The following is a 12,121-nucleotide window of genomic DNA, read 5'->3' as shown; positions in this document are numbered from 1 at the left end:
TCTGCACCGGAATGATTATACTCCGAATGAGGAGAAACACCAACCCCGTATTTGTGCAAAAAACCGCAGTTATTCATGGAAATCGAGACATTTAGCCCATTTTCGTAAGGTTTTCTTTCTCCCGCAGCACGCGCACGGCAAATTTCGGCAGCGCAAGCATTCTGCGGAAGCGGGTAGGTTCCTTTAGCAACCGGTACAGCCACTCCAGTCGAAGCTTCCGGAACGCCATGGGGGCTCTTTTGGTGCGTCCGGAAATGACGTCAAAGCTGCCGCCGACCCCCATCATGACAGGGACGCGCAAGACGTCTTTGTATTTCGCGATCCAAGGCTCCTGCGTGTCCGCCCCCCGGGCGACAAACAGCAGATCGGGAGCGGCTTTGACGATCTCATCGATGACTTCCTGGTCTTGATCGGGCCCAAAATAACCGTCGCGGTATCCCGCAATCGTCGTACCGGGATATTGCAGCGCCAACCGGCGGGCGGTTTCCTTCACAACGTCCGGCGCTGAGCCAAGCAAGTACACCTTCCAGCCCCGGCGTTCCCCTTGCTTCATTAATTCATGCAGCAGCTCGTACCCCGGCACGCGTTCCGCAACCGGATCGCCGCCTTTTTGCGCGGCCCAGACCAAGCCCGTTCCGTCCGCTACGATCAATTCAGCGGTTTGCATCATCGCTTTGTATTCCGGGTTCTCGATGGCCGCCATCATCATGATCGGGTTCGCCGTTATCACATGATGCGGCGCCTTGTCCGCAACCGCATTCGTTAAATGAGCGACTGTGTCTTTCATTCCCCATTTGCAGACGGGTACGCCAAATACCGAAACCGTCGGGATACCTTCCTTGATCTTGGTCATCACCTGTTCACCCATCACTTTCGTAAAAATTCAACGATCCGCCGCGCGGGCACCCGTGCTTCCCGCTTCAAATCCGCGATTTGCGCGGCGTGGCTCTTGCGCCACGTCCCGGCTTCCTGCAGGAGGCGCTCCCCTTCCGCGGCCAGAATCCGCGGATCCAGCTCCTCCGTGGTCCCAACCGGGACGCTTCCGATGCGACCCAGGAAATGGTCGATCTTCGGGTCATACGAGACGCCGAGCAGCGGGACGTTCTGCGAGGCGGCGTAGATCAAGCTGTGCAGCCGCATGCCGACCAGCAGGCCGCACCGACTGACCTCCCGCAGCATATCCTGCGGGTGCTCCGTCTCTGGCGCGATGCTCACGGTGCAACCGCGTTCCGCCACATTTCCCAGCCGTTCCATCACGAAGCGCGAAGCTTCGTCGTCGCCGGGGAAATGAAATGGCAGGAACCGGATATGCACCGGCTTGCGGCGGCAGAGCAGCTTGAGCCCCTCGGCCAGCTGCGTCAGCTCGGTTCGAGCTTCGTTCCAGAAGCGAACCGACACGCCAACCACCGGCAGCTCCGAGGCGGACTCGCCCGAAACGCCGCCGTTCCCCTCCGGCCCAGCGACATGCTCCCACAACGCCAATCCCATGACAGGGTCAGGCACGACCTGAACGGCGTCCTTGCCGCGAAGTCCCATGTCCCGCAGCAAACTCGCCGATTCCGCATCGCGCACGGAAATATAGTCGCAGCGCCGGAACACCGAAGCGATCAACGGCCGGAACAGCTTGCGGTTCACCGGTCCGATGCCTTGGGCGTAAACGAAGGTTGGCTTGCCGAGCCATTGCGCCAGCTTGATTACACCCAGATAATACGGGATCGACTTCATTCCCGTAGCATCCTGCAGCAGGCTGCCGCCTCCGCTGATCAAACCGTCGCTGCTCTTTATAGCCTTCCTTACCTCGCCAAGTTTCATCCGGTGCACGGATTCCACGCCGTACGTCCGACTCGTCCATTCCGGATCCATCGACAACACGATGGGCTTAATATCCACGCCCGTGGTAAGCCCTTCCTCTTCGAGGGCCAGCAAGATGGATTGAAGTACCGCCTCGTCCCCGCTGTTGCGAAATCCGTAATACCCCGACAGGACTAAAGTTTTAGTAGTCGTGGCGACCATTTATCCCAGCACCTTTCAATGATTTGCCAAACCAGAACGGCGATCAGACCCATCACCAGTCCCAGTCCCATACCGAGAACATCGCGAATCAGCGAAAGCACTGCCGGAGTGTGAATATGCGCAAACGTGTCGACCATCGACAGCTGGCCCATCACCGCAATAATCATCGCGAACATCGCCCAACGATAGCGGAAGGCCGCGAACAAACCTACAATAAACAAAGGATGCGCCAGCAAAAATTCCTTATTCCGCGGCCGCACGCCAAAGGCGTTCTCCAGGAAGGAGCGGAAGGCCGCTTCGCCCGGCAGCAGCGTTCCCGCATTGCCGGTCCGGGACAAATAATACAAAGCCGCAATCCCAAGCACCGCAGCAACGGCTACCCATAATACCGTAATCGGCATGTTCAGCCATTTCCGCAATTCCTCCCAGACCGAGTTCCCCCGATACAGGAACACATAGATCGCGATCAGCAAAATCGGTCCCAAATGCAGCAAACTTACGCCGCGGAACTGATTCAGCACCAAACTGTACGTAATGTTGTTCAGCAGGGCGATGACGAATGGTACGGCGGTCAGTGATAGTAATGACGTTTTAATAAACAACACGATCGTATGCGTCAACCGGCGTCCGCCAGGCAGCAGGGTGGAATGCTTCTCTTGCAGTTCCTGCACCTTGCGAATTGCCAGGATCATGGCGATCGTCGGAGCACTGATGGCGACGAACAGAGCCAGTGCCTGCTCCATTAATACCGGCTTCAGCACGTAAAGTCCGGCCGAGCCGATCAATCCGAGCACAAAAGCCGCTAGCGTGAGCGATGGCAAGAAGAAGGAAATCAGCAGCGCTACGAACGCTACGCCTCCGAGAACGACCAACGCTTTGAGGTATTTTTGCCAGCTTGCGTCATGAATCGTAAAGGCTTCTGCCTGTCCCAGCTCGAACCCATTGTTTTCGATCCGCTCAATGGCCTTACCAGGAGCTTGCAGCGAACCGATCAAATTGTCGATTGGATTCGTAATCGCAGCTTTTGCCAAGTCCTTAGAAGCGGATGCGTTGAGATACACCATCCGGATATTCCGGTCTTTGGTAGCGAGCACGAACCGGTCGGCCAGCGTCGCCTTTTCCTGGGTCGCTTCCGTATCGGCCAAAGAGTGCAGGCGCACCACATTATAGTCGATCAAATAGGCCAGCTTGTTGAAGCCTTTTTGCGGGGCCTTCAGGTTTTCGATGGCCGCGATACCAATGCCGTGTTTCTTCAGCGAATCGGCAAATCCCTGCAGGCTGTTTTTCGACTCGTTATCCGTATAGCCTTTAACCGCTTCCCCATCGAACAAAATGCGGGTGACCCCATTCTCGGCGAAAAAGGCCAGCTCCTGATCCATCTCTTCCTGATCATAAGGGATATTGTCAGATAGCCGCGGTAGAATCGTAAAGCCCTTCTCCCGCAGCATAGCGAACGCGATGGGATCCAGCGGCAACGGCTTTATGACCGCTTCCTCCATCCCCATGCCGATCACGAGACCTCCTTGATCCTGATACTGCCAGTTCGCCACCGGCACGTCCAGTTTGCGGAACGCCGCTTCGATCATTGGCTTCAACTGCGCTTCGTTCTCCGCATTGGTAAAAGCCAGGTACGTGTAATTCCCGTTCTCCGTAATGACGGCCCCGTTCAGCTTCGCAGCCTCCACGGAACTAAACACCATAATTCGACGCGTCTTCGACAATTCGTCGAGCGTGCTTTCAAACATCGCCATCGTGCCTACGCCGGCTTCCTTCAACCGGTCCAGCTGTTCGTCCAGATACGCCTGCGGATCCGCCTGATACGAAGCGATATCCACCAAACCTCGATAATTAAAGACGAACTCCACCTTATTCGCGGACGATTCCGTTTGAACCCGCTGTGCGATCACCGGCACGGATGCCAGGATTCCGACTATCACCAAAACCCACAACCATTTGCGGGAAGCGTTATTCCACCGCTGCCAACTTCGAATCACTAAGGTACCTCCTCAAAAATGCATCAATCCACATCTGTTATTTGTTTCCCCAAACTTAAACAATCCGTTTACTTATCGACGCGAGCCAGCACATCGTCCTGAATCCGATTCAATCGAGACTTGGCGTCTTCCGTAGAAGTCCCGCACACGCCAAAGTAGAATTTGATCTTCGGCTCCGTACCCGATGGACGCAGACAGAACCAAGAACCATCCTCCAGCAAGAACTTCAGAACGTTTTCCTTCGGCAAACCGTCAAGTCCAAGCGAGTAGTCAAGCACTTCGGATACACGTACGCCTCCGACTTCTTCCGGCGAATTGCTGCGGAACGCTTCCATCAGCGCGCCGATTTGAGCCAAACCATCTTTCCCTTTTAATGTCCGGGATGCCAACGCTTCGCGGTAGTAGCCGAATTGCCCGTACAGCTCTTCCAATACGTCGATCAACGTCTTGCCTTGGCGTTTATAATAAGCAGCCGCTTCACAGATCAGCGTGGAAGCCACGACGGCATCCTTGTCTCGCGCATAGTTGCCCGCCAGATATCCGTAGCTTTCCTCATAACCGAACAAATAAGTAAATTTGCCGGAGGCTTCAAACTCATTCATCTTCTCGCCGATATATTTGAAGCCGGTCAGCGTGTTAAACACCGTAGCTCCGTAATGGCGGGCAATGGCGGCGCCGAATTCACTGGTTACGATCGTCTTGACGACCGCGCCGTTGGTCGGTAGCGCTCCTCTCTCCTTTAATTGGCTTAATACATAATGGACGAGTAAGGAGCCCGATTGGTTACCCGTAAGGATTTCATATTCACCATCTCGCGTCCGCACGACCGCACCCATCCGGTCTGCATCGGGGTCCGTGCCGATTAGCAAATCAGCGCCCACTTGCTTGCCCAGCTCGATTGCCATCGTAAAGGCTTCCCGTTCTTCCGGGTTCGGAGACTTCACCGTTGGAAAATCGCCATTCGGCAATTCCTGCTCCTTCACGATGTGTACTTGCGTAAACCCGATCTTCGCCAATGCGCCGCGAACGGGAAGATTTCCTGTTCCGTGCAGCGGAGTGAAGACGACCACGAGGTCCTTAGCCGCACCGGATGCCATCAGTTCACGGTTAACGCTGGTGTTCGCCACCGTCTCCGCAAACGCCTCATCTTCGGCGGCCCCCAGCCATACGAGCAGCCCCTTCGCTTCCGCTTCCTCGCGGCTTAACCGCTTGACCTGTGCAAAAGAGGCGATATCTTGAATCCGGGCAATGACCTGTTCCGCTTCATGCGGTACCAGCTGTCCACCCGTCGAGTTATATACTTTGTAGCCGTTGTACTCCGGCGGATTGTGACTCGCCGTAACGACGATGCCCCCGGTAGCCTTCTGCGAACGTACGGAGTACGACAACTGTGGCGTTGGGCGAAGCGAAGGGAACAGCTTTGCGACAATCCCGTTGCCGGCCAGCACCAAAGCCGCCTCAAGCGCAAATTCCGGCGAGAAGTGACGGCAATCATGCGCAATTACAACCGAAGGCGCCCCCGATTGGCCGGCATGCGCTTCCAGAATATATTCGGCAAAGCCCTGCGAAGCACGGCCTACCGTATAAAGGTTCATGCGGTTGCTCCCGGCGCCGATCACGCCACGCAAACCGCCCGTACCGAACTCCAAATCCCGATAGAATCGGTCTTCGAGTTCGGCCGGGTTATTTTCCAAATCGCGTAACTCTTGTTTGGTCGCTTCATCAATCGATGGGTCTTGCAGCCAACCTTCCAGCTTCTCTCGTACAGCCATGCTGATTTCAGTCATTGGTTGTTTCTCCTCCTCAGTATTCTCTTCAGCCCATTTAGGACAAGGCGAACATGATATCTCCCTCAGCGACAATCTTATCGTCCACCTTGGCGATGGCATGGCCTTTGCCGATCGAACCCTTCATGCGGGTAATTTCGACCTCCAGACGCAGCGTATCCCCCGGAACCACTTGGCCGCGGAAGCGGAATTCATCCAAACCCGCCAAGAAGCCGATTTTGCCGCGATTCGCCTCCACATGCAATATCGCCACAGCCCCAACCTGCGCCAACGCTTCAGTAATCAGTACGCCAGGCATGACGGGATATCCGGGAAAATGTCCGGTAAAGAAAGGCTCATTGATCGTCACGTTCTTGATGCCGACAGCCCGTTTGCCTTCCTCGAGCTCGATAATGCGGTCCACCAGCAAGAACGGAGGACGGTGTGGAAGAATCTCCTGGATTTCATTCGTGTTTAACATATGTAATCTCCTTTCGATTTAGCGGAATAAAAGCGAAGGCATCCGGTCACACTGTAGTTATCCTTCGCCTCTGCAGAAGCGAAGGTTAAGATAAGGGGCTTATCCGAAAATGACCTCTCGGTCGCTTACGGATAAAGCCCTTTTGACTTGCTATTGCCGTAGAGTCCCCCATCATTATACATTTTTCGCATACAAAAAGAAAACTCCCGTCAGCCGAGAGTTTGTGGACATTTCTGTTAAATTCGTTCTGTTTCTTCTATTATATATGCGTCATTTACGAAGCAAACACCAAATCGAAAACATGCTGCCACGTCGACCAGCTCCAGATATCCGAAGCATCCTGCTTGCCGAAAACGACGTAACCTACGACGGTACCTGCCGCCAGAGCTACAACGAGAACGAGCAACACGAGCACAATACGCAGGATTACGATCCAGGCGGGCCGTTTGGCAACCGGTTGATTGTCTTCCGTCATGAAGCTTCCCACCTATCCGCGCAAGTTGTTGGCCAAGCCCATCATCGTTTCGCCGGAAGTCAGCGCTCGAGCCGTCAATTGATAAGCGCGCTGCACCTGGAGCATTTCCGCCATCGCATCGGTCAAATCCACGTTGGAAGCCTCGAGCGCCCCTTGGCGAAGGCTTGCCCGCTGATCCTGCGGTAGGCTCATCGTATCGACCATAGCCTGAGCCGGATCAACACCCGCTGCCAGGACAAACAAGTTGCCATCTTTCTGGACCAACACATCCGGCCGTTCAGCCGTCAGCAAAGCGATTCGTCCCACTTCGGCCGTTCCTTCCCCGTTCGTGGCAAGGAGATTCCCCTCCGCATCCACACTAAGCTTGGCATCGGACGGGAACGTGATCGGGTCCCCATCCGCGTTCAAAACAACATACCCTTGATTATTCACCAAAAAAGCGGCGCCGGTATCGGCCGGATCCGGTTGAACGTGGAAATCCCCGCCCCGGGTATAAGCCACAACGCCATCCGGCGTCAATACACTGAACATCGCGTTCCCTTGAATCGCTAAATCCGTCGGATTTCCGGTCTCTTTAATGGAGCCTTGAGTATAATTCACCGTCACCTGCGACATTCTCGAACCGAAGCCGAGAGTGAAGCCGGACGGCGTGGCGCGGCCAGGCAAATTCAGATCGGAAGTCTGCTGTTGTACCCGGGTCAACGTATCTTCGAAGTTAGCTTGCTTCTGTTTGTACCCCGCCGTATCCACATTCGCGATGTTGTCGGCTAGCAAGTCCAGACGTTGCTGAATCCCGCTCATCGAAACCATCGCGCTGATGATGGTATTATTCATGCCGCACCTCCTGTTATAGCCATTCGCTTACCTTACACGCGGCCGACTTCGTTCACCGCTTTATCTAAACTACGATCGTAATATTGGATCATTTTTTGATTGGATTCATAAGCCCGCTGGGCGGCCATCAAATCCACCATCGATTGAGCCGTATCCACATTGGATACCTCCAGGTAGCCTTGGCGTACACCTGCCACATCCGTACCCTGCACCAGTTCGCGCACGCCCGCCGCCTCTTCGTCAGCGACGCGGTAGACTCCGTTGCCTTCCCGAACCAGTTGATAAGGTTGTTCGACCACCGTAAGTCCCAGAGCACCCAGATTCACCGGGGCACCGGTATTGTCGAGCGCCGTCAAATTCCCGGCTTCATCGCTGGTCAGCGTATCCACGGATAAACCGGGGTTGAGGATGATCGGATTGCCCGTGTTATCCAGTACCCGATAACCGCTGGATGTTCGGAGTTCCCCCGCCGTATTCACGGAGAAGCTGCCGTCCCGGGTATAACGCACATTACCCTCGTTATCCTCTACGGCGAAGAAAGCCTGAGGCTGATAAATCACCTCGCCGTCCTCCGTGACGAATTTACCTGAAGCATCAAAAGCATAAGGTTGGCCCGTTGCCGGGTCGGTTAGGCTCAGCTGCGAGATCAAGGCAAAATCGGTCCCATTGCCGGTTTCCTTCAAATCCCCTTGCGTAAACGCCGGCATACTCTCTTCTGCAAACACCCCGGTTACCAGCTTCCCGATACGCGAAGTGGCTCCCGACTGCTTGTCCCCCATCAGGGAAATTAACATTTCAGGAAAAGAGTGCGCCACCGTATTCACCGATTTGTAGCCCGGTGTATTGAGATTGGCGATATTCTGCGTGACCGTATCATGCCGCCGCTGCTCGGCGATCATGCCGGACGCCGCGGTATAGAGACCTCTTAGCATGGCCTTACCTCCAAACGCTATATATTCAACGCCCTAACTTACCGGGCAACACATTCCTTCTTATTATATCGGACGATTAGAACTTTCTTCTTAGCACCTTGTCCAAATTGTCGAGCATGATGCCCGTTCCCTTCACCACGCAGTGCATCGGATCTTCCGCGATCAGCACCGGTACGCGAAGCTCTTCGGCGAGAAGCTCGTCCAGTCCGTTCAGCAGAGCGCCTCCCCCGGTCAAAATCACGCCGCGATCGATAATGTCGGCGGACAATTCCGGCGGAGTGCGCTCCAGCACCGATTTGGCGGTGGCGACGATGGAGGATACCGGATCGGCCAAGGCCTCTTGAATTTCGTTTGCCGTAATCGTCACGGTCAGCGGCAGCCCGGACACCATATCCCGGCCCCGGATATCCATCTCGGCTATCCGTCCGTTCGGGTATACCGTTCCGATACCGATCTTGATATCTTCCGCGGTCCGTTCGCCAATCAATAGCTTGTACTTCGTTTTAATGTATTTAATAATGGCAGCATCAAACTTGTCCCCCGCGACTTTAAGCGACGAAGCCGTGACGATGTCCCCCATGGAGAGCACCGCCACATCCGTCGTTCCGCCGCCGATGTCGACAACCATGTTGCCGCTCGGTTCGAAAATATCCATGCCGGCTCCGATTGCAGCCGCTTTCGGTTCTTCTTCCAGATACACTTCTTTGGCGCCGCTATGTTCGGCGGCTTCGCGAATCGATTTCTGCTCCACCGAAGTAATGTTCGTCGGCGCGCAGATCAGAATTCTCGGGTGACTGTACCAGCTTCTGCCGCCCACCCGATCAATGAAGTATTTCAACATCGTTTCCGTAATTTCAAAATCGGCAATGACTCCGTCCTTCAGGGGACGAATTGCAGTGATATTTCCGGGCGTCCGGCCCACCATCCGTCTTGCTTCTTCACCGACGGCCAGTACCCGTCTTCCGTCGCTGTCAATCGCGACAACGGAAGGTTCGTCAAGAACGACTCCCTTTCCTTTTACATGAATCAGCACATTGGCCGTGCCTAAATCAATCCCAATATCCTTGCCCATCATTCGATCCCCCAAAGCGTATTTTTTAAATCACGGAAATTTGATGATCGACATAAGTCGATAAATATCGCATCTTATACCATATTTAAAAATACCATACTTTAGGGGAATGATACAATGATAATCGTTCGATGGGTGAACTAAATAATTACCCATTAATTAACCGAGCTAATCACCTCGCGTTTGGATTGACCTTTTTTCTTATACTTGATCTTTGTCGCTTCCCCGCCGCGCAGGTGTCTGATCGATTTGTGATATTCGAGAATGTGCTTAACCTGATCCGCCAAATCCGGATTGATCTCCGGCAGACGTTCCGTTAAATCCTTGTGCACCGTGCTTTTGGAAACGCCGAATTCCTTGGCGATGGTTCGAACGGTGTGCCGTGTCTCCACGATGCACCGCCCAATCTTTATCGTCCGTTCCTTGATGTAATCGTGCACGCTCCCGCCTCCCTCAACTCGAGATAGTTTGGTACATTATATGAGGGGCGGGCCTAGATATTCTTTGTTTCCAAGCCTGACAAGCCTGGGCGAGGCCATTTATTTTACCTTTGGTCACCTCGAGGGAAGGTGCAGCAGGGCGGGACAAGCTCATGCTTTGGAGGTGAAACGGCTGAGGTGCCTCTATTCGTGAGCGAACAAAAAAAACGGAGAGCTCTTCGCTCTCCGCTTGTCTGCTGCAGCTATCCGGATGTCCGGATCGGCTTGCAGTCCCATAAGTTGGATGGATGGGTTACCGTTAGTTTTTCGGAAGTACGGTTGCCGGGTTGACCAACTCGCCGTTTTCGTAAATCGTGAAATGGACATGGTTGTCGAGGTCCTTCTCCATTTCGTTACGGCCGGCGCTGCCGATCGTGTCGCCTTGCTTCACTTCGGCATCCTTCTTCACTTTCACTTCGCCCAAGCTTTCGTACACGGTCTTCAGGTTGTTGGCGTGGGTAATTTCCACGACATACCCGAGCAGCGGCACTTCTTCAACCCGCGTCACTTTCCCGCTCATGGCGGCCGTTACCTCGAATGGCTTGCGGTCCTCACGAGCCAAGTCGATTCCGGTGTTCGGCGTAAACGTGTCGTTGTACTGTACCAGGGCGGCCTGATGTTCCTCGGCTGAACCCTCTTTCTCATAGAACGGCTTCACGACGGCCACATCGGCGACATTCGCCACCGGCCAAGTGAGATCTTCGGAGGAGGCGATGACTTCGGTCGCTTCTTCCCCTTTCGTTCCCTCCTCGGTTGCGGCTTCCTCTTCGCCGGACAAGTTTACAGTGTCGGTCACGCTGGCGGGGGTCGAGTCCAAAGGCTTGTTGCTCGCATCCTGGTAGACCCACACTAAGGTTAGTATAATTGCCGCTGCCGCCACATACGCTGCCGGGTAAACCCATCTCTTCGACAATAGTCTCTTCCACGCGGATACCGGTTTGACCGGCTCTCCCAATCCAATTTTAGGAGATTCCTCGTGTCCTGTTTTTTTCTGGTTTTCATTCATTTGCTCATCACCTCAGTAACCAGTGTTACCGGGGCGAACTCTTTTATACTTCGGCTCTATACTTTTTTTTCAGAAAAAGAGAATGGCCGTTTTACATGCGTTTACTTGATAAAATGAGAGGCCTGCTGAAACGAGATCCCCGTATAGTAGTGTTTGAGAATTTGGGTCGCCGTATATCCTTCCTTCGCCATGCCGTTGGCTCCCCACTGACTCATCCCAACTCCGTGTCCATAACCGTAGGTCGTGATCTTCACGGAATCTCCGTTTACCGCCAGTGTAAATTGACTGGAACGAAGGTCCAACTTCTCCCGGACTTCGCGGCCGGTGTAGACCTGTTCGCCGATGCGAATCTCTTTGACCCGGCGTCCTGAGGTCCAAGAAAGTGTCTTGAATAACTTGGCTGCGTTTAGCTCCGCTGCCGCCTTCGCTTTCACCGCCCCGGCTGTCTTCTTTGCATGATTATCCCCTTCGTTCAGGGCAGCCAATGCCGTCTGCACCGGTTCTGGCACCTTCTGCCCCAGCTTGCCGTATAGCTGGGCTAGCGGCATCTCGACGGTCTCGCGGTTTTTGGGATTGATCGCCGCGTCCCATGGGCTAGGCACGCTCCGCAGGTATGGGATTTTCAGCGACCAATACTCTTCGGAGTTCTCTGTATAGCCGCCGCTGGAAGAGAAGAAGGAAGCGGTGATCGGCTGTCCGCGAAAGGTCATGACGATCCCTTCCGTTTGCCGGACGGCCTGCCGCAGCTTCTCAAGCTGTGCGGCTTTGCCTCGGCTAGGCCACTCTTCCAGATCTGCGCGGGAGAGGTAGACTTGATGCTCCACCGTGTCATTCACGTCGGCTTTGCCGCCCGCGGTGCCTGCGGTATCTCCGGCCGCCAGCCGCCGGACGATGAACGTGCGCGCCGCGATGGCCTGCGCTTTCAGTGCCGCGAGCTCGAAGTCGGCTGGCATCTCGGCGGCAAGGACGCCAGTGACGTACTGCTCGAGCGGCACGGTCTCGACCGCGCCGGTGCGCGTGAGGTAAACGCGCACCGGCGTCCCGCCCGCGGCCTCCGGCAGCGCGGGCG

At 54.9% G+C, this 12,121-nt stretch carries 12 protein-coding genes; all 12 read right to left on the bottom strand.

Annotated elements, in window-relative coordinates; genetic code table 11:
• Positions 1-91: 91 nt before the first annotated feature.
• The gene (locus IM700_RS21925; RefSeq protein ID WP_193417124.1) at positions 92-853 is read right to left on the bottom strand and encodes a WecB/TagA/CpsF family glycosyltransferase; all 762 of its coding nucleotides are present in this window, start codon (positions 851-853) and stop codon (positions 92-94) included.
• A 14-nt stretch (positions 854-867) separates the two neighbouring features.
• Complete coding sequence (gene csaB / locus IM700_RS21920) at positions 868-2,013, bottom strand: polysaccharide pyruvyl transferase CsaB (RefSeq protein ID WP_193417123.1); 1,146 nt, start codon at positions 2,011-2,013, stop codon at positions 868-870.
• Complete coding sequence (locus tag IM700_RS21915) at positions 1,986-4,007, bottom strand: DUF5693 family protein (RefSeq protein ID WP_193417122.1); 2,022 nt, start codon at positions 4,005-4,007, stop codon at positions 1,986-1,988. The genes csaB and IM700_RS21915 overlap by 28 nt, the downstream gene beginning before the upstream one ends.
• Before the next feature lie 68 nt (positions 4,008-4,075).
• Positions 4,076-5,794: a phospho-sugar mutase gene (locus IM700_RS21910; RefSeq protein WP_193417121.1), complete on the bottom strand. Its 1,719-nt coding sequence runs from the start codon at positions 5,792-5,794 to the stop codon at positions 4,076-4,078.
• A 37-nt stretch (positions 5,795-5,831) separates the two neighbouring features.
• Positions 5,832-6,254 carry a 3-hydroxyacyl-ACP dehydratase FabZ gene (fabZ, locus tag IM700_RS21905; RefSeq protein WP_193417120.1) on the bottom strand — a complete coding sequence of 141 codons (423 nt, stop codon included), beginning with the start codon at positions 6,252-6,254 and terminating at the stop codon, positions 5,832-5,834.
• Between the two features lie 274 nt (positions 6,255-6,528).
• Positions 6,529-6,729 carry a DNA-directed RNA polymerase subunit beta gene (locus IM700_RS21900; RefSeq protein WP_155607678.1) on the bottom strand — a complete coding sequence of 67 codons (201 nt, stop codon included), beginning with the start codon at positions 6,727-6,729 and terminating at the stop codon, positions 6,529-6,531.
• Between the two features lie 12 nt (positions 6,730-6,741).
• Entirely contained in the window at positions 6,742-7,563 is an 822-nt protein-coding gene (locus IM700_RS21895; protein WP_193417119.1) for a flagellar hook-basal body protein, read from the bottom strand.
• Between the two features lie 32 nt (positions 7,564-7,595).
• Positions 7,596-8,495, bottom strand: a complete 900-nt coding sequence (locus IM700_RS21890; protein WP_155607676.1) for a flagellar hook-basal body protein — start codon at positions 8,493-8,495, stop codon at positions 7,596-7,598.
• 76 nt (positions 8,496-8,571) lie between these two features.
• Entirely contained in the window at positions 8,572-9,570 is a 999-nt protein-coding gene (gene mreB, locus IM700_RS21885) for a rod shape-determining protein (protein WP_155607675.1), read from the bottom strand.
• Between the two features lie 152 nt (positions 9,571-9,722).
• A complete protein-coding gene (gene spoIIID / locus IM700_RS21880; RefSeq protein ID WP_009223751.1) occupies positions 9,723-10,007 on the bottom strand; it encodes a sporulation transcriptional regulator SpoIIID in 285 nt (94 codons plus the stop codon).
• 298 nt (positions 10,008-10,305) lie between these two features.
• Entirely contained in the window at positions 10,306-11,052 is a 747-nt protein-coding gene (locus IM700_RS21875; protein WP_155607674.1) for a M23 family metallopeptidase, read from the bottom strand.
• A gap of 101 nt (positions 11,053-11,153) precedes the next feature.
• Positions 11,154-12,121 (bottom strand): stage II sporulation protein D (spoIID, locus tag IM700_RS21870; RefSeq protein WP_239484130.1); only part of this gene is annotated, 968 nt, incomplete at its 5' end.

It is taken from the genome of Paenibacillus rhizolycopersici (assembly GCF_014947195.2).
Taxonomy (GTDB): Bacteria; Bacillota; Bacilli; order Paenibacillales; family Paenibacillaceae; genus Fontibacillus; species Fontibacillus rhizolycopersici.
The sequence above is the reverse complement of the archived record's forward strand: the minus strand, read 5'-3'. Positions and strand labels throughout refer to the sequence as shown.

Bases quoted from the DNA above. Each gene is read 5' to 3' on its own strand.
- IM700_RS21895 (WP_193417119.1), bottom strand. From the start codon at position 7,563: ATGAATAATACCATCATCAGCGCGATGGTTTCGATGAGCGGGATTCAG.
- IM700_RS21925 (WP_193417124.1), bottom strand. From the start codon at position 853: ATGACCAAGATCAAGGAAGGTATCCCGACGGTTTCGGTATTTGGCGTA.
- csaB (WP_193417123.1), bottom strand. From the start codon at position 2,013: ATGGTCGCCACGACTACTAAAACTTTAGTCCTGTCGGGGTATTACGGA.
- IM700_RS21875 (WP_155607674.1), bottom strand. From the start codon at position 11,052: ATGAATGAAAACCAGAAAAAAACAGGACACGAGGAATCTCCTAAAATT.
- IM700_RS21900 (WP_155607678.1), bottom strand. From the start codon at position 6,729: ATGACGGAAGACAATCAACCGGTTGCCAAACGGCCCGCCTGGATCGTA.
- IM700_RS21890 (WP_155607676.1), bottom strand. From the start codon at position 8,495: ATGCTAAGAGGTCTCTATACCGCGGCGTCCGGCATGATCGCCGAGCAG.
- IM700_RS21910 (WP_193417121.1), bottom strand. From the start codon at position 5,794: ATGACTGAAATCAGCATGGCTGTACGAGAGAAGCTGGAAGGTTGGCTG.
- mreB (WP_155607675.1), bottom strand. From the start codon at position 9,570: ATGATGGGCAAGGATATTGGGATTGATTTAGGCACGGCCAATGTGCTG.
- fabZ (WP_193417120.1), bottom strand. From the start codon at position 6,254: ATGTTAAACACGAATGAAATCCAGGAGATTCTTCCACACCGTCCTCCG.